The organism is Rhodobacteraceae bacterium M382, assembly GCA_025141015.1.
Taxonomy (GTDB): domain Bacteria; phylum Pseudomonadota; class Alphaproteobacteria; order Rhodobacterales; family Rhodobacteraceae; genus Aliisedimentitalea; species Aliisedimentitalea scapharcae.
Map to the genome: position 1 here is coordinate 3175236 of CP081098.1, position 26826 is coordinate 3202061.

General features: G+C 61.6%; 26 protein-coding genes. 1 reads left to right on the forward strand and 25 read right to left on the reverse strand.

Annotated features, from left to right (window positions below):
• Positions 1 to 2: 2 nt before the first annotated feature.
• Genes K3727_14760 through napF form a run of 8 tightly spaced genes read right to left on the reverse strand, consistent with a single transcriptional unit; the run spans position 3 to position 7579 of the window.
• Positions 3 to 1310 (reverse strand): molybdopterin molybdotransferase MoeA, encoded by a 1308-nt coding sequence (locus K3727_14760; protein ID UWQ90052.1) that lies wholly within the window; start codon positions 1308 to 1310, stop codon positions 3 to 5.
• Positions 1311 to 1344: 34 nt separating this feature from the next.
• A complete protein-coding gene (locus K3727_14765) occupies positions 1345 to 1986 on the reverse strand; it encodes a NapC/NirT family cytochrome c (GenBank protein ID UWQ90053.1) in 642 nt (213 codons plus the stop codon).
• A 33-nt stretch (positions 1987 to 2019) separates the two neighbouring features.
• On the reverse strand, positions 2020 to 2454 hold the full coding sequence (locus tag K3727_14770) for a nitrate reductase cytochrome c-type subunit (GenBank protein ID UWQ90054.1): 435 nt from the start codon (positions 2452 to 2454) through the stop codon (positions 2020 to 2022).
• A 21-nt stretch (positions 2455 to 2475) separates the two neighbouring features.
• Complete coding sequence (gene napH / locus K3727_14775) at positions 2476 to 3399, reverse strand: quinol dehydrogenase ferredoxin subunit NapH (protein ID UWQ90055.1); 924 nt, start codon at positions 3397 to 3399, stop codon at positions 2476 to 2478.
• Positions 3399 to 4259 carry a ferredoxin-type protein NapG gene (napG, locus tag K3727_14780; protein ID UWQ90056.1) on the reverse strand — a complete coding sequence of 287 codons (861 nt, stop codon included), beginning with the start codon at positions 4257 to 4259 and terminating at the stop codon, positions 3399 to 3401. The genes napH and napG overlap by 1 nt, the downstream gene beginning before the upstream one ends.
• A 26-nt stretch (positions 4260 to 4285) precedes the next feature.
• Positions 4286 to 6787 carry a nitrate reductase catalytic subunit NapA gene (gene napA / locus K3727_14785; protein UWQ93394.1) on the reverse strand — a complete coding sequence of 834 codons (2502 nt, stop codon included), beginning with the start codon at positions 6785 to 6787 and terminating at the stop codon, positions 4286 to 4288.
• A 28-nt stretch (positions 6788 to 6815) separates the two neighbouring features.
• Complete coding sequence (locus K3727_14790) at positions 6816 to 7082, reverse strand: chaperone NapD (protein ID UWQ93395.1); 267 nt, start codon at positions 7080 to 7082, stop codon at positions 6816 to 6818.
• Positions 7082 to 7579 carry a ferredoxin-type protein NapF gene (napF, locus tag K3727_14795; GenBank protein UWQ90057.1) on the reverse strand — a complete coding sequence of 166 codons (498 nt, stop codon included), beginning with the start codon at positions 7577 to 7579 and terminating at the stop codon, positions 7082 to 7084. The genes K3727_14790 and napF overlap by 1 nt, the downstream gene beginning before the upstream one ends.
• Positions 7580 to 8078: 499 nt before the next feature.
• Between napF and K3727_14800 the strand changes: the two genes are divergently transcribed.
• Positions 8079 to 8765, forward strand: a complete 687-nt coding sequence (locus tag K3727_14800; protein UWQ90058.1) for a Crp/Fnr family transcriptional regulator — start codon at positions 8079 to 8081, stop codon at positions 8763 to 8765.
• A gap of 24 nt (positions 8766 to 8789) precedes the next feature.
• On the opposite strand, the gene K3727_14805 is transcribed toward K3727_14800, so the two are convergent.
• The 17 genes from K3727_14805 to K3727_14885 form a co-directional block, all read right to left on the reverse strand.
• On the reverse strand, positions 8790 to 10478 hold the full coding sequence (locus K3727_14805; protein ID UWQ90059.1) for a chloride channel protein: 1689 nt from the start codon (positions 10476 to 10478) through the stop codon (positions 8790 to 8792).
• Positions 10479 to 10703: 225 nt separating this feature from the next.
• A complete protein-coding gene (gene recN, locus K3727_14810) occupies positions 10704 to 12353 on the reverse strand; it encodes a DNA repair protein RecN (GenBank protein ID UWQ90060.1) in 1650 nt (549 codons plus the stop codon).
• A 41-nt stretch (positions 12354 to 12394) separates the two neighbouring features.
• Positions 12395 to 13246, reverse strand: coding sequence for an outer membrane protein assembly factor BamD (locus tag K3727_14815; protein UWQ90061.1), 852 nt, complete (start codon positions 13244 to 13246; stop codon positions 12395 to 12397).
• Positions 13247 to 13422: 176 nt separating this feature from the next.
• Entirely contained in the window at positions 13423 to 14367 is a 945-nt protein-coding gene (gene lpxC, locus K3727_14820) for a UDP-3-O-acyl-N-acetylglucosamine deacetylase (GenBank protein ID UWQ90062.1), read from the reverse strand.
• A 201-nt stretch (positions 14368 to 14568) separates the two neighbouring features.
• A complete protein-coding gene (gene ftsZ, locus K3727_14825; GenBank protein UWQ90063.1) occupies positions 14569 to 16188 on the reverse strand; it encodes a cell division protein FtsZ in 1620 nt (539 codons plus the stop codon).
• A 465-nt stretch (positions 16189 to 16653) separates the two neighbouring features.
• Positions 16654 to 17988, reverse strand: a complete 1335-nt coding sequence (gene ftsA, locus K3727_14830; protein ID UWQ93396.1) for a cell division protein FtsA — start codon at positions 17986 to 17988, stop codon at positions 16654 to 16656.
• A 2-nt stretch (positions 17989 to 17990) separates the two neighbouring features.
• On the reverse strand, positions 17991 to 18902 hold the full coding sequence (locus tag K3727_14835) for a cell division protein FtsQ/DivIB (protein ID UWQ90064.1): 912 nt from the start codon (positions 18900 to 18902) through the stop codon (positions 17991 to 17993).
• On the reverse strand, positions 18890 to 19825 hold the full coding sequence (locus K3727_14840; protein ID UWQ90065.1) for a D-alanine--D-alanine ligase: 936 nt from the start codon (positions 19823 to 19825) through the stop codon (positions 18890 to 18892). Before K3727_14840 ends, K3727_14835 begins: the two co-directional genes overlap by 13 nt.
• Before the next feature lie 183 nt (positions 19826 to 20008).
• The gene (murB, locus tag K3727_14845; GenBank protein UWQ90066.1) at positions 20009 to 20950 is read right to left on the reverse strand and encodes a UDP-N-acetylmuramate dehydrogenase; all 942 of its coding nucleotides are present in this window, start codon (positions 20948 to 20950) and stop codon (positions 20009 to 20011) included.
• A 250-nt stretch (positions 20951 to 21200) separates the two neighbouring features.
• Positions 21201 to 21662: an NUDIX domain-containing protein gene (locus K3727_14850; protein UWQ93397.1), complete on the reverse strand. Its 462-nt coding sequence runs from the start codon at positions 21660 to 21662 to the stop codon at positions 21201 to 21203.
• A gap of 119 nt (positions 21663 to 21781) precedes the next feature.
• Positions 21782 to 22075, reverse strand: coding sequence for a hypothetical protein (locus tag K3727_14855; GenBank protein ID UWQ90067.1), 294 nt, complete (start codon positions 22073 to 22075; stop codon positions 21782 to 21784).
• 133 nt (positions 22076 to 22208) lie between these two features.
• Complete coding sequence (locus K3727_14860) at positions 22209 to 22490, reverse strand: hypothetical protein (protein ID UWQ90068.1); 282 nt, start codon at positions 22488 to 22490, stop codon at positions 22209 to 22211.
• Between the two features lie 8 nt (positions 22491 to 22498).
• Complete coding sequence (locus tag K3727_14865; GenBank protein ID UWQ90069.1) at positions 22499 to 22750, reverse strand: DUF2484 family protein; 252 nt, start codon at positions 22748 to 22750, stop codon at positions 22499 to 22501.
• Positions 22747 to 23022, reverse strand: coding sequence for a DUF2484 family protein (locus K3727_14870; protein UWQ90070.1), 276 nt, complete (start codon positions 23020 to 23022; stop codon positions 22747 to 22749). Before K3727_14870 ends, K3727_14865 begins: the two co-directional genes overlap by 4 nt.
• Positions 23019 to 24206: an APC family permease gene (locus K3727_14875; GenBank protein ID UWQ90071.1), complete on the reverse strand. Its 1188-nt coding sequence runs from the start codon at positions 24204 to 24206 to the stop codon at positions 23019 to 23021. Before K3727_14875 ends, K3727_14870 begins: the two co-directional genes overlap by 4 nt.
• Positions 24207 to 24296: 90 nt before the next feature.
• The gene (murC, locus tag K3727_14880; GenBank protein UWQ90072.1) at positions 24297 to 25700 is read right to left on the reverse strand and encodes a UDP-N-acetylmuramate--L-alanine ligase; all 1404 of its coding nucleotides are present in this window, start codon (positions 25698 to 25700) and stop codon (positions 24297 to 24299) included.
• 8 nt (positions 25701 to 25708) lie between these two features.
• Positions 25709 to 26800 (reverse strand): UDP-N-acetylglucosamine--N-acetylmuramyl-(pentapeptide) pyrophosphoryl-undecaprenol N-acetylglucosamine transferase, encoded by a 1092-nt coding sequence (locus tag K3727_14885; GenBank protein ID UWQ90073.1) that lies wholly within the window; start codon positions 26798 to 26800, stop codon positions 25709 to 25711.
• Positions 26801 to 26826: the final 26 nt, after the last annotated feature.

Genomic DNA, 26826 nt, shown 5'->3' on the forward strand with positions numbered 1-26826 from the left:
GGTCATATCCTTTCGCTGTCATCGCGCGCAAAGGCGATGAAGGGGAAGCGGTCTGTGGCGTCGAGGAGTGTGGTTCCGGCCGGGATGTCGATCATCCCGTCTGCCAGCGCCAGCGGGGCCAGCGCATCGGAGCGGACCCGGCCCAGGTCGGTGACCAGAAGGGTCCCGTCCCCTTCGTAGCCGCATCTCTGCACCGGGCGGAATTCACGGCGATCCGTGGCCTGGGCCGGTATGGGTTGGGCCGGTATGGCGTTGGATTGCCGCAGTCGGGCCTGTTGCACAGGCGGCACGGCGGCTCCAGTCAGCGCTGCCAGGCTCATCGGTCCAAACAGCTGCCAGCCGACATAGGCCGACACCGGATTGCCCGGCAGCCCCAGCCAGAGCGCGTCACCGATACGCCCGGCAGAGATCGGTTTGCCCGGTTTCATCGCCACGCCCTGGAACACGGGCCTGCCCCCGGCAGCGGCCAATGCGGCGTGCATATGGTCTTCTTCACCGACGGACACCCCGCCTGTGGTGATCAGCAGATCCGTTTGTGTGGCCAGGTCGGCCATGGCGGCCGCGATATCGTCCCGCCGGTCCGCCACCTGTCGGCAGGCCATCAGATCGACCCCCAGGCTGGCAAGCTCGGCCCGCAGCATGGGGGTGTTCACGTCCCAGATCCGGCCTGGGGTCAAGCCGGGGCCTGTGCCCTGGACTTCGTCGCCGGTCATCAACAGCGCCACGCGCGGGCGCGGTTTCACGGCAACATCCGACACCCCGGTTGCCGCCAAGGCAGCAATGGCGCGCGACGTCAGCACGGTGCCCGCAGGCAGCACCAGATCCCCCCTGGCCATATCGGATCCGGCCCGGCGAATGTGGTGATCGGGTGTTGGCAGGTGATCGAAGATGACCCGGGCACCTGCGCGGCGGGTGGCCTCCTGCATGATCACTGCATCCGTGCCCTGCGGTACGGCCGCGCCGGTAAAGATGCGAATCGCCTGACCCGGTGCCAGCGACAGGGCGCGTCCGTCTCCGGCGGCCAGACGGTCGCCGACGGTCAGCGCAAACGGCCCCTGCCCGGAAAGCCCGGCCAAGGAAACGGCATAGCCATCCATCGCAGCGTTATCAAAGGCGGGGCTGGGAAAATCGGCCCGGACATCGCGGGCCAGAACCCGACCCGGCGCGCGGGTCAGGTCAACAGTGTCAACGCGGGTGAGATGGGACAGGACCTGGCGCAAACGGGCCAGGGCCTCTTCGACCGAGATCAGCCCCGTGACCCGGCACCCACATTCGACCGATCCCTGGTCTGCTGTGCGGTTGTCCAGCATGGTCCTGTCCCTTCACCGGTGTCGGGCGTGGCCTTTAGTTGCCCTCAAAGGCGTCGGCCACTTTCTTGTAGGCTTTCAGATAGCCTTCGGGCAGTTCGTGGGCGATCCCCTGGTGGCAGTCGATACAGGTTTTGCCATCGTCCAGTGCCTTTTGGTGGTTCTGGGCGGCGCGGCCTTCCTGCTGGGTAAAGTCCATGAATTCAAAGCTGTGGCAGTTGCGGCATTCCTGTGAATCGGTGCGTTTCATCCGGGTCCATTCACGTGATGCCATCACCAGGCGGTGCTCTTCGAATTTCTCCGGGGTCGAGACCGATTTGGTGATGAATTTGCCATACAGCTCCTTGGAGGCCTGGATCTTGCGGATCATCTTGGGGCCCCAATCCTTGGGGACGTGGCAATCGGGACAGGTGGCGCGCACACCGGAGGAGTTGTTCTGGTGCACGGTGCCCTGATATTCGGCATACACATTGTCGCGCATTTCGTGACAGCTGACGCAGAAGTCTTCGTTGTTGGTCGCTTCGAGCGCCCAGTGGAAGCTGCCCCAGAAGCCGACCCCGGCCACAAAGCCGACGATCAGCAACGAGCCCAGCGAAATGGCACCTGTGGGAGTCCAGAACCAGTTCCAGAGACGGCGGATAAAGCCGGGACGCGGTTCCTGTGAGTTTGGGTTTGTCATGGTCTTGTTCCTCAAGCAGGGATCACGCCCGGATCAGTTTCCGGCGGATGCCTCAAAGTCGTTGTCGACCAGAGCCGGAGCGTCGGCCTGGGGCACGTGGCATTGGTTACAGAACCAGCGGGTGCCGGCGACGCGGTCCAGTTGGTTACCGGCGCGGTCCAGATAGTGGGTCATCGACAGGGTCGGTGCATTGCGTTCACCTGCGGTTGTCCAGTCGTGGCAGCGCAGGCATTGGTTTGCCTTGAGATCGATCTGGTATTGATCGATCGAATGGGGCACCAGCGGTGGCTGTTGACGATAGTTGCGGGTGAACCGCTTTTCGTCCTGTTGGAACACATCTTCGACCGCGACGGGTTCGTCGATGTCGGCACCGCGCAGGGATTGAACCGGTGCCGATTGCGCCAAGGCAAAGCTGGCGCTCAGCAGAACCGTGGCGGCGATGGCGCTGAAAGTGGCGTGCTTTTTCATTTTTTATACTCCGATGCTTGCTCAGGCGGCTCGGCTGGCCCCGGATGCAGGTTGAGTTCTTTCTCGGGCGTCACGACCCGGTGCGGGCGTGTCGTCGAAACGGTGGGTAAAGTGGAAGACGTCCATGGCGCAGACGTCGATGCAGCGACCGCAATTGGTGCAGTCAGGCGCGAGGATCAGGGGGGTGTCCGCGTCGGTGCCCCGCAGGGCGGGTGTGATGACCTGCATTTCCGGGCAGACAGCGAAACAATCCATGCAATCATCGCAATCGGCGCGTTTGTCGGCGGTGACCCGCAGCACGGATTTCTGACCCAGCAGGCCGTAGAACGTCCCAACCGGGCACAGATGCCCACACCAGCCCCGGCGCGACACAAACAGGTCGAACAGGAACACGGCCGCAACAAAGGCCCAGGCAAAGCCCATGCCGAAAATCAGACCCCGGTGCAGCATGCTGATCGGGTTGACGATTTCCCAGGCGATGGTGCCGGTGATCGCCGAGACGGCAATCACCATGGCCAGCACCCAATAGCGGGTGCCCGGTTTGGGCTGCCAGCCCTTTTGCAGGCCCAGTTTGTCATGCAGCCAATGCGCCCCATCGGTCACAGGGTTGATCGGGCAGACCCAGGAACAATAGACCCGGCCCCCGATCAGCGCATAGGTCACGCCAACGATAAGCGCGCCGATCAGGCCGGTCAGTTCCGGCCAATGGCCCGCGACGATGGATTGCACGGTGATGAACGGATCGGTCAGCGGCAGGATGTCGAATGTCATCGAACCGGACAGGTTGCCCTTGACCCACCAGATGCCAAACCACGGCCCCAGCAGGAACAGCGACAGGAACAACAGTTGCGAGGCCCGGCGCAGCAGCAGGAACCGGTGTGCGCGCAGCCAGCCGAATTCTTCGATGGCCTCCTGCCCGACGGGGAGTTTGGTCTTGGCTGACATCAGTTGGACCCTCCCGTGCCGGGAAGCGAGACCGACGGGGTGAAACCGCCATCCATATTCGGGTTCGGCATGGCATCGGGCAGATAACCACCCGGTGCGATCAGATTGTCGGTGCCCGGCCCGGGCAGACGGTCCGGCAGGTCGATCAGTTCATCCACCAGCGGGTTCTGGTCTTCCCAGCCGAGTTTATAGTGATCTGCCGCTTCGGCGCGGGCGATGCGACGCGGCAGCACCTTGATCGCTGAGGCGTTGGGCAGAACACAGGATTTTTCGCATTTGCCACAGCCGGTGCATTTGTCGGCATGGACCGTGGGCATGAAAATGGCGTGGTGACCCGAACGTTCATTGTGCGACCGCTCCAGGGTGATCGCCTCGTCAATCACCGGGCAGACGCGGTAACAGACGTCACAGCGCAGACCCAGCGCGTTGAGGCAGTTTTCTTCGTCGATCAACACGGCCACGCCCATGTCGGCGTCGTCAATGTTGGTCAGCCCATGATCCAGCGCGCCTGTCGGACAGGCAGCGACGCAGGGGATGTCTTCGCACATCTCGCACGGGACATCGCGGGCGGTAAAAAACGGCGTGCCGGTGGCCGGGCCGTCATAGCCCAGTTCCGCCAGTTTCAGCGTGTCATAGGGGCAATCGCGCACGCATAATCCGCAGCGAATGCAGGAGGCGAGGAATTGATCTTCGTCCAATGCCCCAGGTGGGCGGATCGCCTGCGCAGGCAAGGCGCGGGCGTCGCTCACCAGATGGGCCAGCCCCATGCCCGCCACCGCACAGCCCGCCACACCCCGGGCCGCATCCTGCAGGAAGCGACGCCGGTCTGTGGCTGTGGGTTTGCGATTGCGGGCGGACATGGGTTTTCTCCGTTCAGATCTTCAGGTTATGCGCGTTCGATTTTGCAGGCGCATTTCTTGAAGTCGGTTTCCTTGGAAATCGGGCAGGTCGCATCCAGGGTCAGCTTGTTGGTCAGCTGGCCTTCGTCAAACCAGGGCATGAACACGACGCCACGGGGCATCTTGTTGCGGCCACGGGTTTCGACGCGCGATTGCACTTCGCCACGACGGGTCGAAACGGTGATTTCCTGACCCCGACGCAGGCCGCGATCCTTGGCATCTGCCGGGTGCATGAACACCACGGCGGATGGGAACGACCGGTGCAATTCGGGAACCCGGCGGGTCATCGACCCCGAATGCCAATGTTCCAGCACACGACCGGTGACGAACCACAGGTTGTATTCGTCATCAGGCTCTTCTGCGGCGGGCTCGAACGGGGCAAAGATGATATTCGCCTTGCCATCGGGTTTGCCGTAGAATTTGACGCCTTCGCCCTTTTTGACATAGGGGTCATAGCCTTCGCGGAAGCGATACAGGGTTTCCTTGCCATCGACCACCGGCCAGCGCAGGCCACGGGCCTGGTGGTAGGTGTCGAAATCGGCCAGATCGTGGGCCTTGCCGCGGCCAAAGCCGGCGTATTCTTCGAACAGGCCCTTTTGCACGTAGTAGCCAAAGTGGTTGGCTTCCTCGTTGGCAAACCCTTCGGCGGTTTCGGACAGCGGGTATTTGTTGATCTTGCCGTTTTCAAACAGGACCTCATACACGGTCTTGCCACGATACTCTGGTTTCTGGGCCAGCAGTTCTTCGGGCCAGACGTCTTCGATCATGAAGCGTTTGGCGAATTCCATCACCTGCCACAGGTCCGATTTGGCTTCGCCCGGGGCATCCACCTGCTGACGCCAGAATTGGGTGCGCCGTTCGGCGTTGCCATATGCGCCTTCTTTTTCGACCCACATGGCGGTGGGCAGGATCAGGTCAGCGGCCAACGCGGTCACGGTCGGATAGGGATCGGACACGGTGATGAAGTTGTCGGGGTTGCGATACCCGGGCAGCCCCTCTTCGTTCATGTTCGGCGCGGCCTGCATGTTGTTGTTGCACTGGACCCAGTGACAGTTCAGCACGCCGTCCTTGAGCATCCGGTGTTGCAGAACCGCGTGGAAGCCGGGTTTGGGGGGAATGGTGCCTTTGGGCAGGTCCCATTTGTCTTCGGCGAAATCGCGGTGTGCTTCCTTCATGACCACCATGTCGGCGGGCAGACGGTGGGCAAAGGTGCCGACCTCGCGCGCGGTGCCACAGGCCGAAGGCTGACCGGTCAGCGAGAACGGCGAGTTGCCGGGTTCCGAGATTTTGCCGACCAGCAGGTGCACGTTGTACATCAGCGAGTTCACCCAGGAGCCGCGGGTGTGCTGGTTGAAGCCCATGGTCCACAGGCTCATCACCTTGCGGTTGGGATCGGCATATTGCTGGGCAAGACGTTCCAATTTGGCCGCCGGAACACCGGAGATTTCGGCAGCTTTTTCCAGCGTGTATTCCGACACATACTCTTTGTATTCGTCGAACGAGATCTTGGTCAGCTTGCCGTGTTTGCCTTCGTGCGACGGGTTTTCCGCCGCCTGTTCCAGCGCGTGTTCAGGACGCAGGCCATAACCGATGTCGGTGTTGGTCTTGGTAAAGTTGACGTTCTTGTTCACGAAATCCCAGTTCACCGCATCATTCTGGATGATGTAATTGGCGATATAGTTCAGGATCGCCAGGTCGGTTTGCGGGGTGAACACCATGCCGTTGTCGGCCAGCTCAAAGCTGCGATGTTCAAAGGTCGACAGCACGTGCACTTCGGCACCGGGTTTGGTCAGGCGGGTGTCGGTCAGGCGCGACCACAGGATCGGGTGCATTTCGGCCATGTTGGAGCCCCAGAGCACAAATGTGTCCGCGTGTTCCAGATCGTCATAGCAGCCCATCGGTTCATCAATGCCGAATGTGCGCATGAACCCGGCCACGGCCGAGGCCATGCAGTGACGTGCGTTGGGGTCGATGTTGTTGGAGCGCAGGCCGGCCTTCATGAATTTGGCGGCCGCGTACCCTTCCCAGACGGTCCATTGGCCAGAGCCGAAAATGGACACGGCGGTCGGGCCTTTTTCCTTGAGCGAGGCCTTCCATTTTTCGGCCATCACGTCAAAGGCTTCGTCCCAGGAGACGGCTTCGAATTCGCCGTTCTTGTCATAGACGCCGTTGGTCTTGCGCAGCAGCGGCTGGGTCAGCCGGTCCTTGCCGTACATGATTTTTGACAGGAAATACCCTTTGATACAGTTCAGGCCACGGTTCACAGGGGCCTGCGGGTCGCCCTGGGTGGCGACGACGCGGCCGTCCTTGGTCCCGACCAGAACCGAACAGCCGGTGCCGCAGAACCGGCAGGCGGCCTTGTCCCAGCGAATGTCGGGGGTCGAAAGCTGCGCGGTCGCGCCGTTGGGCAGGGTGATCCCCGCGGCCGAAGCCGTCGCCGCAGCGGCGGAGGCCTTCAGAAACGAACGTCGGGACGTTGGCAGGGTCATGTGCTTTGTCATGGGGCTAATCTCCCGTTCAGTGTGTGGGTTGGACGAGGGCATCGGCGCTGTCGTCCAAATCCTCGAAATGGTGATAGGTAAGGGTGACGGTCAGCACGCCGGGGATCTGATGCATGTCCATGATCTGATCCGAAGCGCGTTTGGCGTCGGTGTCTTCAACGGTGACGACGATGCGCCCGTCTTCCTGGGCGTGAACCTCACCGCCTTCGGTCGCGTCGATGGCCGCAATCACGTCGCCGGTCATGTCGGGCAACGTATGGACCAGGCAGCCGCAGATATTCATCATGGGCGGGTCTCCATCTGGGGGGTTACTTGGGTAAACTGAATGGCCCCGACCGGACAGGCGGCAGCGCAGCCGCCACAGCCCGTGCACAGGTCGGTGTCGATATGGGGTTGCGCACAGCCCCCGGTCTGGAGCTGAAACCGGATCGCGCCGTGGTCACAATGGTCCTGACAGGTCCGGCATTGCACCGCGTTCAGCGACAGGCAGGTGGATTTGGCCGTCGCCTTCCACAGCCAGGGCTGATCGTCGGTCAGGGCCCCGGTGTCGCAGGCGGCGATGCAGACGCCACAAAAGCTGCAGGCCCCCAGGGCCGGACCGATTTCAGGCAGGCCGCGTTCGCCGCTGATCAGGATCGCCTCGGGACAGGCCGAGATGCAATCGCCGCAGCTGGTGCACAAATCGGCAAACTGCGCCGGGGCGACGGCCCCAAAGGGACGCATCTTGGGCGCTTCGTCAAAGCGGCCTCTCAGAAATGAACGTCGGGAATGCGCAGTCATGATGTGTGGGCGTCCTGGCCTGTGTTTGCGGGGTTGCTATGACAGAGGCTTAGGCATTTCAGCCGCACAAGAATTTGATTCAGGTCATGTTCAAAGCGGAATAATTCTCTCATGCGGAGATTTTTACATATTTTAATATCCGAATGTTTTGAGTGTTGTTTACAAGGGAGATTGGCCGCGCAGATTTCAGAAACCCAAAGGTTCTCCTTTGGATCTCGATTGGAAACCGGGCCTGCCGCCAGGGATCTGACCCACCTGGCAACCCGCTGACCTTTAGGCATAAAATGCGCTTGGGTCCGGCGAAGAAGTCGGGGCCAAAGGACATCTGGAGATGCCGGACCAGTCACGTCTATTCCTCCGAACCCTGCATTTGGAGATCCGGAAAGATGCATTCCGCACCCGTCTTTTTCCAGCGCAAGGCCAACAGTTGTGTTGGCCGAACACTAGCACTATTGCTGAAAGACAAGTTTGCTCTTTCACAAGCTTTTCAGGGATTCTCGTGACCAGATTGGCCCCATCACTGTTAAAATCCATCCCCTCCTTTGAGCGGATGAGCCTCTCCCAGACCCAGGAAGCCCTGGATTTGGGGCGCAGCCGGTTGGTTGCGGCGGGCAAATCTGTGTTCGAAGAGGGCGACGCGGCAGAGAGCTTTTTCCTGCTGCTGGATGGCCATATCCGGGTCGAACGGCTGAACCAGGAAGGCGACCGGGTAATTTCCTTGCATATCCCCGCCGGGCAATTGTTCGGCATCGCCCAGGCGCTGGGGCGTGACACCTATCCGGCGACGTCGATCGCCGTGGTGGAGTGTCTGATCCTGGCCTGGCCCATGCGCCTGTGGCAGGGTTTTGTCGAGCGGTATCCCGGCTTCGGGCCCGAAGCCTATCGGACCATTGGGGCGCGGGTCGGCGAGATGAACAGCCGGATCATGGAGCTGGCGACACAGCGGGTCGAACAGCGCATCGCCTGCGCTCTGATCCGTCTGATGCAGCAGCACGGGCGCGCGACCGACAATGGCACCGAAATCGCCTTTCCGGTGACCCGGCGCACCATTTCGGAAATGACCGGCAGCACCCTGCACACGGTCAGCCGTCTGTTGTCCGCCTGGGAACGGGACAGGATCGTGGTCAGCAAACGCAAACACATCCATGTTCTGGATGCCGAGCGGCTGGAGCAATTGACCCGCTAAGCCCCCCCGGACCGCTCTGCTGGATCAACTGTGCTCTTCCGCAGCCGTGGCCGCGAGAGCCCGGTTATAGGCCTTGAGCGCATCCACATGGTACAGCGCGCCCAAAAGCTCGGGCTCGGTGTCTTCGTCCGGGCGCGTCACCACCGGGAGAAACGCCACATCCGCCCGATCAAAGATCGGCATTGCAGCCTCCAACGTGGCCGAGGCCCGCACATACAGCCCTTCGTCGATCATCCGGGCACAGGTTTCGGCATCCGGCCCTCGGGGATCCCCCATCGGACGCATCGCCGCCCCGGCCCGCAGCATCGCCAGCAGATAGGCCTGCGGACCCGCCGCCAGATGCAGGTCGCGCCGCTCAAGCTGGGTCAGAAAGAACGACCGATCCACCAGCCGGGACGCCAATGCGGTGGACAGGGACACCGCCACCATGACCGCCAGACCGATTTGCCAGTCCCCCGTCAGTTCGAACACGATCAATGTGGTGGAAATTGGTGCCCCCAGCACGGCCGCGGCCACCGCGCCCATTCCGGCAAAGGCATAGAGCGTGTGGGTCCCCGATACATCCGGCAGAATGCCCGTCGCAACCCATCCAAAGGCGAGTCCGGTCAGCGCCCCGATCATCAGTGATGGCGAAAACACCCCGCCGCCCATGCGCCCGCCCATGGTGATCGCCAGGGCCACCGATTTGGTCACCGCAAAGATCACGGCCTGCCCCAGCAACAAGGTGCCGCTGAGCGCCAGAATCGTGGTTTCATACCCGACCCCGATGATATGGGGGAACCAGATCGCCAACGCCCCCAACAGCGCTCCAGCCACCGCAGGGCGCAACCAGCGCGGCAACTTGAGCGCGCCTTGGACATGGGTTCCGAACACATCGGCCCAGAAGATCGCTTTCATGATCAGCACCGCAACCACGCCGCACACCATGCCCAGGATCAGAAAAGCCGGCAATTCCACATAGAATTGCAGCGCCCCCGGTGTTGCCAGGGTGAATTCGGTAACGTCGCCATAGGCCAGCCGGTTGATCACCGTGCCCGCCACCGCCGCGATGACAATCGGGGCAAAGGCATGCATCGCGAAATGGCGCAGCACCACCTCGAGCGCAAACAATGCGCCGGCAATGGGGGCATTGAAGCTGGCCGAGACTGCGGCTGCCACCGCACAGCCCAACAGGTCGCGGCCGGTGATCCCGTCCGCGTGGATCCGGTTGCTGACCCAGGTGGAAATCACCCCGGCCATATGCACAACCGGCCCTTCCCGTCCTGTGGATCCCCCCAAGGACAGGGTCAGAAACGACGCCACGGCCGAGGCCACGCCTTCGCGGGTTTCCACCCGGCCATCTCCCAGCGCCGCGCCTTCGATCACATCCGCAACAGACCGCACCCGCCCGTCCGGAGTAAACCGGTCCAGGATCAACCCGACGATCAAGCCACCGATGGTGGGAATCAAGAGCACCCAATACCAATCCAACGTGCCGACAAATGTGTGCAGGAAATGCAGATCCTCGGCCCCATACGCCCAGGACTGCAACGCCGCGATGCCCATCCGAAACCCCAACGCGGCAAACCCGGCGGCAATTCCGATCGCCAGGGCGATGAACCAGAACTGGATCTGACTGGGACCCCGATGACGCATCACCCGCCAGGCATCGCGACAGGCACAGATCATCTGCTCTCGGGTTTCGGACAACAACGAACGGAGTGAATTGGCCATGCGGTGCCTCGGTTGCGCTTTTCTTCTTCTTAGACCGTTTGGACAGCGCCGTGAAACGCAATCCAACCGGCGTGGCGCTTTCGTCGGCGGCTGTTGATCCCGGGGCGCATGTTTCACCCCGGGGCGCTGGCGCGCGCAGCCCTGGCTGCGCGCCCGGCCCAACGGGCACGGGGGCATCTGTGATGCCCCCTGTGTGCCGGGCGGGAGCCCCCCGAAGCGCGCAGCTCAGCCCGTCAACAATGCCCGTGCGGCGGCCCGTGCCTCGTCGGTGATGGTGTCTCCGGCAACCATTCGGGCAATTTCGTCGATGCGGTCCTGTGCGTCCAGCGGCACGACCGAGGACAGGGTCACCCCATCCGTCACCGCCTTTTGCACCCGCCAATGATGCCCGCCCCGCGCCGCCACCTGGGGCGAATGGGTCACGACCAGAACCTGTCCCCCCTGGGCCAGCTCTGCCAGACGCCGTCCGACCGCATCAGCAGTTGCCCCGCCGACGCCCCGGTCGATTTCGTCAAAGATCAGCGTGCGATTGATGTCATCGCCGCGCAGACAGACTTTCAACGCCAACAGGAAACGGCTCAATTCCCCGCCCGACGCGATCTTGTTCAGCGGCCCCGATGGCGCGCCCGGATTGGTGGCCACGGAAAACGCCACCTGATCCCGGCCTTCGGGGCCCGGATCCGTCTCGCTCACCTGGGTGGCAAAGACAGCCCGCTCCATCTTGAGCGGTGCCAGCTCCGCCATCACCGCCTGATCCAGCCGTCCGGCAGCGGCGCTGCGCGAGGCGCTCAGCCCGCCCGCGGCTTCGCCATAGGCCGCCTCGGCCTGGGCCAGGTCGGCCTGCAGCCGGTCCAGATCAGCATCCCCCGCATCCAACGCCGCCAGACGTCCGCGCAACACATCGGCGTGCGCCCCCAGATCATCCGCCAACACATCATGTTTTCGCGCCATGGCCCGGATCGCAAACAACCGCTCTTCGGTCTCTTCCAGCTCCAGCGGATTAAAGTCCAACGCATCGAGACAGCGTGACACCCCGTCCTGGGCCTCGCCCAATTCGATCAAGGCCCGCCCCAACGCGGCCATCGGGTCGTCCAACATCCGGTCGGCCTGATCCGACGCCCCCTCGAGCCAGCTCATGGCTTCTGACAGCGCCCCTTCGGCGGATTGCCCGCCCAGCAGTTGCAGCGCCCGGGAAACGTCATCGCGGATCTTTTCCGCGCCCTGCATTCTGCGGCGACGCGCATCCAATTCCGCATCTTCGCCCGGTCGTGGGTCCAGCTTGTCCAGTTCGGCCACCGCGTGGCGCAGGAAATCTTCTTCGGCGCGCACCGCATCCAGAGCGGCTCGGGTGCGCTCTACGGCCTTGCGCGCCTCGGCCCGGACCCGCCAAGCCTGACGCACCGCCTGTAACATGGCCCCATGTCCGGCAAAAGCATCCAGCATGGCCCGGTGCCCCCGCGGATCCAGCAACCCGCGATCATCATGTTGGCCGTGCAGTTCCAGCAAAGTTTCCGACAGCTGCCGCAACACATCGCCTGAACAGCGCCGGTCATTGACCCAGGCGGTCTTGCGCCCTTCGGCTGTGTTCACCCGCCGCAGGATCAATTCGTCCCCGGCCGGCAGACCCGCCTCCTGAAGCACACCAAAGGCCGGGTGTCCCTGGGGCAGGTCGAATTCCGCCACCACTTCGCCCTGTTTGGCCCCCTGGCGCACCAGATCGGCACGCCCGCGCCAACCCAGCACAAACCCGAGCGAGTCCAGCAAAATGGATTTTCCCGCTCCGGTTTCTCCGGTGAGCACATTCAGGCCCGGCTGAAAGCTCAGCTCCAGCCGGTCGATGATCAGCAGGTCACGGATATCCAGGGCGCGCAGCATTGTGCCTCAACCAGTCCACATGGGCGCCTGCGCCCCTGACGTTACAACCACTGACCTTTGACGGTCTGACGATAGATCTGGCTCAGCCAATTGTTGCCCCGATCCTTGAGCTTGAGCCCGTTGGCGGTCAACAGCTTGTAGCTGGACTCGTACCATTCGGTGGACTGAAAGTTGTATCCCAGAATGGCCCCGGCGGTCTGGGCTTCGTCAACAAGACCAAGCGACAGATAGGCTTCGACCAGACGGTGCAGGGCCTCGGCGGTGTGCGAGGTGGTCTGGAAGTCCTCGACCACGACGCGGAACCGGTTGATCGCCGATGCATAGTGATCCCGGCGCAGGTAATACCGCCCGATTTCCATTTCCTTGGCGGCCAGGTGATCAAAGGCCAGATCGAATTTCAGGATTGCGGAATTGGCGTATTCGCTGTCCGGGTACACTTCGATCACGGTGCGCAGTGATTGCAGCGCCTGAAAGGTCAGCCCCTGATCGCGGCCCACTTCGTCAATCTGATCGTAATAGCTGAGCGCAAGCAGATACTGGGCATAGGCCGCGTCTTCGTCGGCGGGATAGAAGTCGATATAGCGCTGTGCAGCGGATCGGCTTTCTTCATAGTTCTGACCGGCGTGATAGGAAAACGCCTGCATGATCAGCGACCGCTTGGCCCAGGAGGAATAGGGATACAGGCGTTCGATTTCAGCGAAGTAATATCCGGCGTTCTCTGTCTTTCCGTTGGAAAGCTCGAATTCGCCACGTGCAAAGATCTGCTCTGGTGTATAGGCTTCGAGCGATTGCGTGCGGTCTACGGCGGGTCCGCCACTGCCGCTGCATCCGGCCAGAACGCCTGCCAGAAGAAGAACCCCGATTGCTCTGGCTCCAGACCACTTGCCGATCATGATCGCCCTACCCTCACCATCAAATCCCGGGTGTCACCCACCGATTGAGCCCGGTCTAGCACATTCGTTTCCGGTGCAAAACGCCTTAAAAGCAGTTGACCCGGGCGTTCCCGGTTTTTCACATTCTTTTTTGAGGTCAAGCAGCAGGATGCAGAACGCAGCGGACAGCTCCGTGTTCATGCAACGTGGCGTGTTTCCAAGGGAATTTCCGACCACACCAGGCCCTGGCCCGGCAGGCAGGCGGCCATTTCAGGGCTGCAAACCACCTGTTCGATGGCCCCCGGTGTGTCAAAGGCTGCGCGCAGCAAAGTGTTGGTCAGCGAATGGCCCGCACGCACACCGATGTAATGGCCCAGAATCGGCCCACCGGCCAGCGCCAGATCACCCAGCGCGTCCAGCATCTTGTGACGCACAGCTTCGTCATCGTGCCGGAACCCACCGGGGCTCAGCACCGCTTCGCCATCAACGACCACGGCATTGTCCAGGGTTCCCCCCAATGCCAGTCCTTTGGACCGCATCGCATCGACATCCGCCTGGCGGCAGAATGTCCGGCTGTCGCACAATTCGCGGGCAAAGGCCCCATTGCGCATGTCCAATGTCTTGCTCTGTTCACCGATGGCGGCGTCGGCAAAATCAATGTGGAATTCGATGTTCAGCCGATCACATGGCAGCAGCGTCGCACGGGCATCGCCGTTTTCCACTGTCACCGGTTTGAGAACCCGGTAGGCAACCACCGGAGCCGACTGCAACAGCAGACCGCGTTTCATGATGCCGCGCACAAAGGTGATCGACGATCCGTCCATGATCGGCACTTCGGGGCCATCAATCTGGATCAGCACGTTATGAACGCCACAGCCCGCCAGGGCCGCCATGATATGTTCGACTGTCGAGACGGACACGCCGGCCTCGTTGACCAGGCGGGTACACAGAGGGGTGCGTTCAACCAGATCCCAACGGGCGGGGATCAGTGTTTTGCCCAAAGAGATATCAGTGCGTTTGAACCAGATGCCATGGCCTTCGGGGGCGGGCGTCAATACCATCCGAACGGGTTTCCCCGTATGCAGGCCGGTGCCTTCAAAAATCACTGAGCTCTTGAGCGTGTTCTGCACAATGTGCCTCATATCCCCATGTCCAGCGACGATGCGCTGTGTTGGCGACAGACCTAATGCGCCCTTAACGCATCCTCAACTCAATCTTTGTAACGGATTGAAACATGACTGTAACAGATCGGCAAAACACCGCTTAGATACCCGTAGTGTTTTGAAATACAATAAAAAAAGGCCACCCGAAGGTGGCCCTTGTTAGCGGTATATGTGACCGGTTCAGTTGGCCTGACGGCGTAGAAAGGCCGGAATTTCGATCCGATCCTGATCCGGACCGGATGCGGCCCGTGGTTGTGCCGCTACGTCATCTTGCTGGACCGGAGGCTGTTGACGCGCAGGGGTGTCCCCGGCGCTGCCGGTCATGCGGTGGATCAACGAATTCAGGCCGCGCCGTGCGCCCCCAACCTGCTGATGCTCCTGATGGTCGGCCTGCTGTTGCGTGGCAACGGTCCGTTGCGGCTGCGTTGGGTTGGCTTTTTGCGCCGCCGCCTGAAGACGCACGATGGCCTCGGCCGATGGCGTACCAGGTGCCGGTGCCTTGGGCGCAACGAAGCGGTCCACGTCATCCTGCATGGTGTCACGCTGCGGTTCAAAGGCCGGCATTTCCGGCTGGTATGCCGGGGGCGGCAGACCGTCGTCGTCCAGAAGTTCCGGCTCTTCAAAGATGTCCTCGGCCTGGTCCAGCGCGGCGACTTCTTCGACACCCATGCCTTCGAACAGCGAAGGTTCATGCCCCATGGCTGCGGGCCGGGCGATTGGATCGTCCAGTTCCAGCGGCGCTGCGGCGGCAGGCTGTGCATCTTCGACGCTGACGGTTTTCTTCAGCGGTGCCGACATCGGGCGACGCGGCACAGGGATTTCCGAGTGCACTTCGGCGGCGTCGATACCGGTTGCAACAACCGAAACGCGCATCATGCCTTCCATCGCCGTGTCCAGCGTGGACCCAACGATGATGTTGGCCTCTGGGTCCACCTCTTCGCGGATGCGGTTGGCGGCTTCGTCCAGTTCGAACAGGGTCAGGTCGTGGGCACCGGTGATGTTGATCAACACGCCCCGTGCGCCGCGCAGGCTGATTTCGTCCAGCAGCGGATTCGCGATGGCCTTTTCGGCGGCCTGAATGGCGCGATCTTCGCCTTCGGCTTCGCCCGTGCCCATCATCGCCTTGCCCATTTCGTCCATCACGGCGCGCACGTCGGCAAAGTCGAGGTTAATCAGGCCCGGACGGACCATCAGATCGGTGACGCCCTTGACGCCCTGATACAGCACGTCATCCGCCATCGAGAAGGCTTCGGTAAAGGTGGTTTTCTCATTCGCCAACCGGAACAGGTTCTGGTTCGGAATGATGATCAGCGTATCGACGACCTTTTGCAGGGCTTCGACCCCGTCTTCGGCCTGTTTCATCCGCTTGTTGCCTTCGAACTGGAACGGCTTGGTCACGACGCCAACCGTCAGAACACCCAATTCGCGGGCGGCCTGCGCGATGATCGGCGCGGCCCCGGTTCCAGTGCCACCGCCCATGCCAGCAGTGATAAAGCACATATGCGCCCCTGCCAGATGGTCGACGATCTGTTCGATGCTTTCTTCGGCGGCAGCAGATCCAACCGACGGGCGGGCACCCGCGCCCAGACCTTCGGTGACTTTCACACCCAGCTGCACCCGGCTTTGGGATTTGCTTTGCTGCAGCGCCTGAGCGTCGGTGTTGGCGACGACAAAATCAACGCCATCCAGCTCTTTTTCAATCATGTTATTGACGGCATTGCCGCCTGCCCCGCCGACGCCAAAGACCGTAATTCGGGGTTTCAAGTCTTCTTGTCCGGGCATCGAAAGGTTCAATGTCATGCTCTGTCCGCCTGTGTTTCCGCTTTATGTTGCACCCCTGTCTGAGCAGGGATTTTTCCGTCCTATCCACCTTGACTCTACCGCGCGCGCAGAGTCCCGTCACCCAAAAAAGCGCATTTCCCCACAAAATATGGCATTTTTCTGGCCGCGACTCGCGGTATTTCGCCGACCACCGCAGATTTTGCGGAAATCACGAAGGCAGACACAAGACACAGGTTTTCGCCCATCGGACAGGTCCAACGGGGCCGGTGATACCGGTGTTCGATTTGCAATGTTCAGACAGATCCTGCTCGACCTGCGTGCCGCGACTGTGCGTGGCTTGACCTGAATCCTAACACGGCATTTCGCGACCTGCCAGCACAAACCACAAATCGGCCCGCCAGAAATTCATTTCGGCTCGGGACGGTCAAACGGTGCGCCCCGTCGGGGGCGGAACCAAGCGGGCGCGCAGGCGCGCGCCCCGGATTACCAATTGTCCTTGAACCATTTCACCGCGCGCCGGAAGGACCGGGCCGGATAGCGATCGACAGGGATTTCGAAGTCCCACCATTCGTCCTGAGGGTGGGCGGCAAACAGGCTGAGCCCCACGGCCGAGGCAAAGGCAGGACCGGTGGCCGATTGTGGCAATCCATGCACGCGCAGCGGCCGCCCCAGGCGGACCTGCTGGCCCAGAATGCGGCTGGCCAATCCGTCCAGCCCCATGATTTGGGATGACCCGCCGGTCAGCACGATCTGCTGGCTGGGCAGATGGTCGAACCCGGCTGCATCCAGGCGCACCCGCACATCTTCGAGGATCTCTTCGACCCGCGGACGCATGATCCCGATCAGTTCCGCCCGGCTGACGGTGCGGCGATCATGTTCCCAATCGCCGGTTTCGCCGCCAATATCGATCATGTCGCGATCATCTGCGCCGGTGGCATGCACCCCGCCGCAAAATGTCTTGATCCGTTCGGCATTGGCCATTGGCACGCCCAGCCCCATGGAAATGTCGCTGGTGATGTGATCTCCACCCATGCGCACGCTGTCGGCATAGATCATGTGTTTTTTCATGAAGATCGACACGCTGGTCGATCCGCCGCCCAGATCGACACAGGCGGCCCCCAGTTCCTGTTCATCCTCGACCAGCGCCGAAATCCCCGACGCATAGGCCGATGACGCGATCCCGGCCAGTTCCAGATCACAGCGTTTGATGCAATGCACCAGATTGCGCACGGTGGCGGTATCAACGGTCAGCATATGCATGTCGACGGCCAGGTTCTGCCCCAGCTGCCCCCGCGGGTCGGCCAATCCGGATCGGTGGTCCAGCGCAAAATTCACCGGCTGCGCATGCAGCACTTCGCGTTCGGCCCCATAGTCCGGCACGTCACAGGCCGCCAGCACGCGGGCGACTTCGCTTTCGGTGACGACCTGCCCTTCGAGATCGACCTGGGCGTCCAGCCCATAGGAGCGCGGGTTGGCCCCGGAGAAACAGGCGATCACGTGATCGACGCGCACTTCGGCCATTTTCTGTGCTGCCTGAATCGCGGTGCGAATGGCCCGTTCGGTTTCCTGCATGGCGTTGATTTCGCCGAATTGCACCCCACGCGACCGGGTGGTCGCGGCCCCAACGACGCGAAATCCGGTCTGTCCGGCCAGCGAGCCGATGGAATTGTCTTCGCTCAGCCGTCCGGTGCCATCAAAGCGCAGCACAAGGCAGGCAATTTTGGAACTGCCCACATCCAGAATAGCCACAACACCACGTTGCAACGCCTGACGCCGCATCTGCCGCATCGCCCGCTGAGACTCGTAGAGGTCTGTCATCATCACTGCCCGCTTCCATTCACCTGTCTGATCCGCCACCATTCCTGCACCGCATTTTCGCTCATTCGAATGGTGGGGCGCGCCGCCAGGCGCATATCAACTGCAATTACATCCCGTTCCAAAAGGTCCTGGACCTCGTTCACTGCCAGAACCCGTTCCAGCGCTTCGACGGCGCGTTCGGGTGGCAGCAGGATCCGCTGACCCCGATCCAGCACAAGATCCCAGCGCCGATCACCGATCCGCACCAGACCGCGCATCCGATCCGTCAGCGGGCGGGCCGCAGCGATCAGGCGCAAGGCTTCGGGTACATTTTCATTGGCACCGGTTCCCGCGATCAGCGGCAGGTCAGCGCGCGTCTTGCGATTGGGCAGCCCATCGACACGGTTGCCATCGGTGTCCAGCATTTCAACACCGTCTTCGAAACGCCAGACCACGGCGGGTATGCGCTCTTCTACATTGACCTGCAGAATGCCGCCCGGTCGGATCCGGACCGAAGCATTGCGCACCGGATCCAGATCCACGATCGTGGCCCGGATCTGTTCGACATTCAGATCAAACGAGCTGACCGGGAAATCCAATGGCACCACTTCGCGAATGTCTTCGCTGAGGTTGGAGCCCGCTCCGTCGATCGCCATCATGTTGACCATGAATTCCGGGCGTTCCTGAATGCTGGCGCGCAATTCGGCCACAAACAGGTTCAGCGCATCGCGGCGCTGTTCATTGGCCAGAAAGGCGCTGGTGGCCGCCAGGGTCAGGCAGAACGGGACCCCGATACGCAGCCCCAACCGGATCCCCGGCGTCAACATCCATCGTTGCAGCCGATATTTCAGTCGCGATGGTGCGGGATCGCATTTCTGGGGTTCCGGCTCGTGGCGCCGAAAGCTTTTGCCCACACGGGCGATCAGCGATTGCATGAGGCATCCTCCACCATCCAGGCGCAGAGCTGGCCAAAGGTCATGCCGATTTCACCGGCCTGCTCCGGGGCCAGCGAGGTGGGAGTCATTCCGGGCTGGGTATTGGTTTCCAACAGGATCAGCCCATCGACACCGCGGGTCTCGTCCCAGCGGAAATCCGTGCGGCTGACACCGCGACAACCCAGGGCGCGATGCGCACGCAGGGCGTAATCCATGCACAGGTCATAGATGTCTGCGGGCACGTCTGCGGGCACCACATGCGATGATCCACCGGGTTTATATTTGGCATCATAATCGTACCAGCCATCCACGATGATCTCTGTCACCGACGCAGCGCCCGGGTCGGTGTCTTCGCCGCCCACTACGGTGGTGGTCAGTTCGCGTCCGGGGGCATAGGTTTCCACCATCACCAGATCGGGCATTTCTGCGGACAGTTTTGGCGGTGCATTGGCGGATTCATGCACGATATAGACGCCAACGCTGGACCCTTCGTTGTTGGGTTTGACCACATAGGGCGGCTCCAGCACGTGACGGGCTGTGGCCTCGTCTCGGGGGGCAATCACGCTATCGACCACCGGCAGACCTGCGGATTTGAACGCCTCTTTTGAACGCTGTTTGTCCATGGCCAGCGCCGAGGCCAGAACACCGGAATGGGTATAGGGCAGACCCATCCATTCCAGAATGCCCTGCACACAGCCATCTTCGCCCCAGCGACCATGCAGGGCGTTGAACACGACGTCAGGTTTGATTTCATTCAGACGGGCAACCAGATCCGGACCCGCGTCCAGTTCTGTTACCTCATATCCTTCGCCCCTCAGCGCGGCGGCGCATTCACGCCCGCTGGACAAAGACACCTCGCGTTCAGCCGAGGGTCCGCCCATAAGTACCGCAACTTTGGAGGTGCCGCTGCTCGACTGTCCCACCACAAGTGCCTCAAAAAATTCGGAGCGTTTGCGCCCCTTGTTGTTGGTTCGGACCCGTTTTCGGGCCTCGCTATTTGGTCACAATTCGACCCATTTTATTAAGAACCGGTTAACTGTGTCAGACGCCGCTTCCCGATTCAGAGTCCCCCTATCCAATGAAAGCAGGGACCAAGGTTCAGGAAGTCAGTCGCGCGCCGGTTCACCGATCCGCATGATTTCCCACTCTAGCGTTATGCCGCTTTGCTCGTAAACCTTTTTTCGAACCTCTTCGCCCAAGCCTTCGAGATCTGCGGCAGTTGCGCCACCCGTGTTGATCATAAAGTTCGAATGTTTCTCGCTCATCTGTGCACCACCGCGGCGCGCACCGCGCATGCCCGCATTGTCGATCACCTTCCACGCCTTGAGATCATGCACGTCATCGGCCTGACCCGTTGACGAAAACCCGGCCGGGTTGCGAAAGGTCGATCCGGCGGTCCGGTCCTTGGTCGGTTGGGTTTCGTCGCGCTTTTTCAACTGGGCATCCATGCGATCCAGCAAGGTGCCGGATGGGGCGTGGGTGCCCTTCAGCGTGGCCGCGATCAGCACTGCGCCATCCGGCAGGTCGGTCTGGCGATACCGGAAGTTCAGGGCGTTGGCGTCGATTTCAACCAATTCGCCCTGACGGGTCACGATGGTGGCGGATTGAAACACATCCGCCACATAGCTGCCGTAGCAGCCCGCGTTCATCCGCACCGCACCGCCGATTGCGCCGGGGATGGTGCGCAGGAATGTCAGATCGACGCCGGATTCTGCCGCGCGTTTGGCCACATGCGCATCCAGCGCCGCCGCACCAGCGGTGACAATGTCACCGTCAATTGCAATCTGGTTGAACCCGCGCCCTAGCCGGATCACCACCGCCCGGATCCCCCCGTCCCGCACGATCAGGTTCGATCCCACCCCCATGGGAAAGACCTGAATCTCTTTGGGGAGCTGGCGCAGAAAGTCCTGAAGATCTGCCACATCCGCCGGCTGAAACAGATAATCCGCCTCACCGCCCACGCGCATCCACGTCAGATCCGCCAGCGACCGGTTCGGGGTCAGTTTCCCGCGCACCTGCGGCAATGTCTGGGGAAAATCCGTTGTCATGTTGGCGTGCCCTGCGTTCAAATCCCATATGCTCAAGGTCCGTAAAGCACATCCTCAACGAGATAAAGCCCCCTGAGGTCGGTGGGTTAACCCCGAACAGAGGTCAGCCTGTACTCAATTGCCCTAACAGCAGCCTAGCCCCAAGTGCAGTCTCACCGCTCCCCCTTCAATGGCTCGCGACGTAGCTGTTTCCTAAAAGCTATAGACATTAGCAACGATGATCAGTGACCAAACAAATCCACCTTTATTTTCAAGCAGGTTTTGATCTTTTTTGCAGCTGGGACTTAAGGCCATTTGGATAAAGCTCTAATCCCCCGCAATCCAATTGCGATATGTCGAACCACCGGGCCAGGCATTGTTGGCCATTGTCCTCACAAAACTCGATTGGGCCTCTTTGAACATAGGCATGAGGGGGAAACACCACATCGGAGACGAACGTAACCTCGTGTCCTACTTCACCGTGATGCGAATAGATATTTTCCAAGACCAAGGGCTCGCCAACGATCTTGACCATTATTCCAAGTTCCTCTTGGAATTCTCTTACAAGTGCATCCCGCCAAGATTCACCAAATTCCAACCGGCCGCCAAGGGGCCTTACCCCCTTGACCGTTCCGTCATCTCTATAAATTTCACTGGCCAGCAATAGTCCGTCACGCCAAACAAGGCCTAAGGCCTTAACATGTATTTTCTGTTCCGGGCGCCAAATGTTCATATCGAAGAACTGGCAAATTTCTACCGAGTTGTCGAGAAATTTTGGCCTCAAAAGAGGCACCCAGAAGTTTACTTGAAGGCACCTCGGCGTAACCGCGGACGTCCCCTGATCATCACCCCTTACAGGGTTGGACGTCCCGCCATCGCGCGCCCGCCAAGCGTGCCCAGGATGACTGTAAACAACCCCGGCAGGATTGCCCCGGTCAGCATGACCAACGGAAAGAACGCAGCTTCTTCGCCGCCCTCCGGGATCGCCGCCAGCCGAATGATCGTGGCCAGCCCCACCAGGCTGAGCAGACCGGGCAACAGCCACAGCTTGCGGCCTTCGAGGTATTTCCCCGCCAGCAAACCGGCAATGGCCCCGATCAGCAGGGCCGCGATAGGTGTATAGATGAGAGCAGTAACCGAGAGCATGTCCGCCTCCTGAAAGATTAGGAGCGCTGAAAATCGCGCATTTGATGGACAGTGACATGACTCGCCCGCCGCCGACCTTGACAATTGTCAGGTGCGCGGCGGTTTTGGCGATGGTTTTGAACGCTCAGCTGGGTCAGTCAGATCCGGATTTGTGCCATACGGAATAAAGAACATGGGCCACCGCCCCAACCAGCACCCCGATCCCAAAGGGCGCAACCCCAATCACCACGACCATGCCCGGTCCCATGCCCTCCCAGCCCAACAGCTGCGAGTGAAACAGCAGCACATAGCTGACCGCGACGCACAGCGCCGTGATCACCAGGACCACCAGCCCCCAACCGGCGCGCTTCAACACCACACCACAGGCGCACCCGATACAGACGGCACCAATTGGGAACAGAAATTCAGGCTCCATGCGCGCCCCTAGCTGCGCCGCAGCTGCCCGCGCAGCCAGCGGCTGAGATAGATCACCGGCCAGCGCAGGACGCTCATCCCTGCACATAGCACGGCCAGCCCCCACCAGGGGCCGTTCTGATAGGTCACATATCCCAGGATCGGAATGCCGATGGCGATCAGCACATAGGCACGGCGCCAATGATTGTCCCGGCTGGGCGTCATGGCCAGGATATTTGCAACGACGGCCCAGATACTGGCCAAAATCAGTGATAAGGTCATGGGGTCTCCGTGGGGCTGTCTTGCGAGGTCTTGTGAATGCGCCCGCGCCAGCGGGTCCAGAAATAGCGCAGCGGATGACGAAACATCGACACGAACGCAGCCAGGGCCGCCAGGGCTGCGAGCCAGCCGTGGGCCAGACCCAGCCAGGCAATGACCACCGGAGCCAACGCCAACAGCGCCACCCCCGGAGCATATTGCCGGTGCATCGGCAACATCGCGACACCCGTTGCAGCCAGCACCCACAGGGCAGCGATCAGGACAGCTGCGCTCATATCAGGCTCCTCAACGACATCAACAACGCGGCCAGAGCCAGGACAAAGCCAATCACCGGCACGGCCATATGCACCCGAAACGGAGCATCAGGGAGCCGGCGTTTCTGAAGGATCAGCGCCAGGTTCACCAGAACAAAAACCGACAGGAGGATCGTAGAAGTCACTTCGGCCAGCTGCGCCACGGGCACCGCCAGCGCCCCGATGATCACGGCTGCGCCCAACAGGGCCGTGGCCAGAACCGGCGTGCCAAACCGGGGATGCGCGTGGTGAAACATCGACAGTCCCCGATTGCGACGCCCCAATCCGAACAGCACCCGGCTGGCCATGACGATCTGGGCCAACACACCATTCAGGGCGGCAAAGACCGCAATGGCCGACAAAAAGGTTCCCCCCCCGCCCCGTGCGGTCTGCCAAACCAGCGCCAACGGGCTTTCGGATGCGCCCAGTTGCGCCAGCGGCACGGTGCGCACCGCGGCCCAGGCCACCAAGGCGTAGATGACGGATGTAATAGCCAGCGACAACAGGATGGCCCGTGGCAAGGTGCGGATCGGATTGTCGACCTCTTCGGCCAGATTGACGATATCCTCGAACCCGATAAAGGCAAAAAAGGCCAGCACAGCCCCCAGTGCAACGCCGCTCCAGACCAGATCGGCAGGCTGTGCCCAATCCACGCTGCCCGGTGCCTGCGCCCCGGCCCAGATCACCAATGCCAGACCCGCGACTTCGATGACGGTGAGGACAGCGGCAAGGGCCAGGCTTTCAAGCACGCCAAAAATTGCGACCAGCGTCAAACCCAGCCCCAGGGCGACAATGGCAAACTGCGAATCAAATCCGGTGGCATGGGTCAGGTAAGCGGCCCCGCCCCGCAACACGGCCCCCGCAGACACGGTGCCTGCGGCCACCACCGCCAGTCCGACGAGCAGGGACAGGGATTGGCTGTTCAGCCCCTGCCCGACATAGGCCGCTTCGCCCGCTGCTTCGGGCAGGCGGGTGGAGAATTCCGCATAAGACAACGCCGTGGGCGCAGCAATCATTCCGGCCAGCAAGAACGACAAGGGGGCCCAGATCCCGGCCTGCCCGGCAATGGTACCGATCAGAACATAGATCCCGGCCCCGACCATGACCCCAACCCCATAGGCCGTGAGCAATCCCGGTCCAATCCGTCGATTCAGTGCTTCCACCATGGTCTTCACACTCCCTCTTCGATCTGGTGCCGTTTTCCGTCACGGAAAACGGGTCGGATTTTGCCCAAAATCCGGTGCCAGATGAAACCGTTACGGTTCTCCTTTCAAACGCTCCGGCAATCCATTGGCCCAGGCGCTGATGGTCCCGGCGCCCAGACAGACCACCATGTCGCCGGGGCGGGCTTCGGCGCGCACCAGTTTTTCCAACCCGTCCTCGTCCAGCAGGGCGCTGGCGTGGCGGTGGCCGTGGCGTATCAGCCCGGCGACCAGTGAATCGCGGTCAGCGCCTTTGATCGGCTCTTCGCCTGCGGAAAACACTTCGGCAATGGCGACCACGTCGGCCTCGTTGAAACAGGCGCAGAAATCTTCGAACAGGTCATGCAGGCGGGAATAGCGGTGTGGTTGGTGCACGGCGATGACGCGCCCGTCGCAGGCCTGACGCGCCGCACGCAGCACCGCGGCGATTTCCACCGGGTGATGACCGTAGTCGTCAATGATGGTGACGCCGTCGACCTCGCCCACTTTGGTGAACCGGCGATTGACGCCGCCGAAATTGGCCAGAGCCGCGCGGATTTCATCCGCTTTCATGCCCAGATGGCGGGCCACGGCAATGGCCGACAACGCGTTTGACACATTGTGATCTCCGGGCATCGGCAGGGTACAGCCGCTGATCACGATGTCCTCGGCCTGCAGATGCACGTCAAAATGCGCCACGCCGCCCTTGTACGTCAGAGCCACGGCGCGCACATCCGCCTGGGCGTTAAACCCATAGGTGACCACCCGGCGGTCGGTGATCCGCCCCACCAGGGCCTGCACCTCGGGGTGGTCGGTACAGCACACCGCCACGCCATAAAACGGCAGGTTGGTCACAAAATCATGGAACCCGTCCCGAAGGGCATCAAAATCGCCCCAATGTTCCATATGTTCGGGGTCGATATTGGTGACGATGGCGATGGTGGCAGGCAACCGGTTGAACGAACCGTCGCTTTCGTCCGCTTCGACCACCATCCATTCGCCCTGTCCCATGCGTGCGTTCGACCCATAGGCATGGATGATGCCGCCATTGATGACGGTGGGGTCAAACCCGCCGGCCACCATCAATTCGGCCATCATGGTGGTTGTGGTGGTTTTGCCGTGGGTGCCGGCAATGGCAATATTGGATTTCAGCCGCATCAATTCGGCCAGCATGTCGGCGCGCCGCACCACCGGCAGGCCGCGATCGCGCGCGCCGTCCAATTCCGGGTTGCCCGGTTTGATCGCCGTGGACACCACGACGACGGCGGCATTTTCAAGGTTCTCGGCCCTCTGTCCGACAAAAATCTGTGCGCCCAGCCCCGCCAGACGATCGGTGATCTTGGACGCCTTGAGGTCCGACCCCTGCACCTGGTACCCCAGATTCAACAGCACCTCGGCAATACCGGACATGCCGATGCCTCCGATGCCGACAAAATGGATCGGGCCGACGTCACCGGGGAGTTTGGTTGCTGGGGTCATCTGTGATGTTATCCTTGTTCGGCCAGCTGTTCGACCAGACCCACCAGACGATCGGTGGCATCGGGAACGCCGGCGCTGAGGGCGGCAATGGACATCTGGGTGGCCCCTTTGGAGTTTTCCAGAACGGCTGCGATCTGCTCTGTCAGAGAGGCAGAGTCAAGCTTGCTTTCGGGGATCATGATGGCACCGCCCGCATCCACCAGCCCACGGGCGTTGGCGGTTTGGTGATCGCCTGCGGCGGCGGCAAAGGGGATCAGGATCGACGGACGGCCAATGACGCTGATGTCGGCCACAGACGACGCGCCGGATCGCGAGATCACCAATTGGGCTTCGGACATGCGCGCGGGCACATCGGTGAAAAACGGCTGTACATCAGCCGGAATGCCATGATCGGCGTAAAAGGCGCTGACCCGGTCGCCGTCTTCGGGACGGGCCTGATGGCTGACGCGCAGGTGTTGGCGGATCTGATCAGGCAATGCCGCCAGCGCGGCAGGGACTGTGTCGCTGAGGATCCGGGCCCCTTGGGAGCCGCCCATGACCAAAATGGACATCGGATAATCACCCGGTGGTATATAGGCTGCACCGGCGCGTTCCAGCACCGCCTTGCGCACCGGGTTGCCCACATGTTCCGACAGCACACCTTCGGGCAGGTCCGTGGGCCAGACGCCACAGGCAACACCCGCAACACGGGTGGCAAACAATTGGTTCACCCGGCCCAGCACGCCGTTCTGTTCATGGATCATGCGGGGCAGTTTCAACAGGGTCGCCGCGCCCAGCGCCGGGATCGACGGGTACCCGCCAAATCCGATCACCGCATCGGGGCGGTCCTTGCGCATCTGGTGGGCCATGCTCAGCACACCGGCAGCGATCCGCGGGGCGACCAGCGCCTTGGCCATCAGCCCTCCGCGGGCGAAGGTCGCGCTGGACACTTGGGTGATTTCGGTGGTGTGGGGAAAGCCGCCGGTATAGCGCGCGCCGCGCGCATCCGTTGACAGTTTGACCCGCCAGCCCCGTTTCAGCATTGCCTCGGCCAGAGCCTGGGCCGGGAACATATGTCCGCCCGTGCCCCCTGCCGCCATCAAAAGCAATTTTTGCGCCATAGCCCCCAGGCCCCTTTTCTCAAATC

Excerpts from the sequence above, each read along its gene's own strand:
- K3727_14760 (UWQ90052.1), bottom strand. The coding sequence starts at position 1,310 with ATGCTGGACAACCGCACAGCAGACCAGGGATCGGTCGAATGTGGGTGC.
- K3727_14765 (UWQ90053.1), bottom strand. The coding sequence starts at position 1,986 with ATGACAAACCCAAACTCACAGGAACCGCGTCCCGGCTTTATCCGCCGT.
- K3727_14770 (UWQ90054.1), bottom strand. The coding sequence starts at position 2,454 with ATGAAAAAGCACGCCACTTTCAGCGCCATCGCCGCCACGGTTCTGCTG.
- napH (UWQ90055.1), bottom strand. The coding sequence starts at position 3,399 with ATGTCAGCCAAGACCAAACTCCCCGTCGGGCAGGAGGCCATCGAAGAA.
- napG (UWQ90056.1), bottom strand. The coding sequence starts at position 4,259 with ATGTCCGCCCGCAATCGCAAACCCACAGCCACAGACCGGCGTCGCTTC.
- napA (UWQ93394.1), bottom strand. The coding sequence starts at position 6,787 with ATGACCCTGCCAACGTCCCGACGTTCGTTTCTGAAGGCCTCCGCCGCT.
- K3727_14790 (UWQ93395.1), bottom strand. The coding sequence starts at position 7,082 with ATGAATATCTGCGGCTGCCTGGTCCATACGTTGCCCGACATGACCGGC.
- napF (UWQ90057.1), bottom strand. The coding sequence starts at position 7,579 with ATGACTGCGCATTCCCGACGTTCATTTCTGAGAGGCCGCTTTGACGAA.
- K3727_14805 (UWQ90059.1), bottom strand. The coding sequence starts at position 10,478 with ATGGCCAATTCACTCCGTTCGTTGTTGTCCGAAACCCGAGAGCAGATG.
- recN (UWQ90060.1), bottom strand. The coding sequence starts at position 12,353 with ATGCTGCGCGCCCTGGATATCCGTGACCTGCTGATCATCGACCGGCTG.
- K3727_14815 (UWQ90061.1), bottom strand. The coding sequence starts at position 13,246 with ATGATCGGCAAGTGGTCTGGAGCCAGAGCAATCGGGGTTCTTCTTCTG.
- lpxC (UWQ90062.1), bottom strand. The coding sequence starts at position 14,367 with ATGAGGCACATTGTGCAGAACACGCTCAAGAGCTCAGTGATTTTTGAA.
- ftsZ (UWQ90063.1), bottom strand. The coding sequence starts at position 16,188 with ATGACATTGAACCTTTCGATGCCCGGACAAGAAGACTTGAAACCCCGA.
- ftsA (UWQ93396.1), bottom strand. The coding sequence starts at position 17,988 with ATGACAGACCTCTACGAGTCTCAGCGGGCGATGCGGCAGATGCGGCGT.
- K3727_14835 (UWQ90064.1), bottom strand. The coding sequence starts at position 18,902 with ATGCAATCGCTGATCGCCCGTGTGGGCAAAAGCTTTCGGCGCCACGAG.
- murB (UWQ90066.1), bottom strand. The coding sequence starts at position 20,950 with ATGACAACGGATTTTCCCCAGACATTGCCGCAGGTGCGCGGGAAACTG.
- K3727_14850 (UWQ93397.1), bottom strand. The coding sequence starts at position 21,662 with ATGAACATTTGGCGCCCGGAACAGAAAATACATGTTAAGGCCTTAGGC.
- K3727_14855 (UWQ90067.1), bottom strand. The coding sequence starts at position 22,075 with ATGCTCTCGGTTACTGCTCTCATCTATACACCTATCGCGGCCCTGCTG.
- K3727_14860 (UWQ90068.1), bottom strand. The coding sequence starts at position 22,490 with ATGGAGCCTGAATTTCTGTTCCCAATTGGTGCCGTCTGTATCGGGTGC.
- K3727_14865 (UWQ90069.1), bottom strand. The coding sequence starts at position 22,750 with ATGACCTTATCACTGATTTTGGCCAGTATCTGGGCCGTCGTTGCAAAT.
- K3727_14870 (UWQ90070.1), bottom strand. The coding sequence starts at position 23,022 with ATGAGCGCAGCTGTCCTGATCGCTGCCCTGTGGGTGCTGGCTGCAACG.
- K3727_14875 (UWQ90071.1), bottom strand. The coding sequence starts at position 24,206 with ATGGTGGAAGCACTGAATCGACGGATTGGACCGGGATTGCTCACGGCC.
- murC (UWQ90072.1), bottom strand. The coding sequence starts at position 25,700 with ATGACCCCAGCAACCAAACTCCCCGGTGACGTCGGCCCGATCCATTTT.
- K3727_14885 (UWQ90073.1), bottom strand. The coding sequence starts at position 26,800 with ATGGCGCAAAAATTGCTTTTGATGGCGGCAGGGGGCACGGGCGGACAT.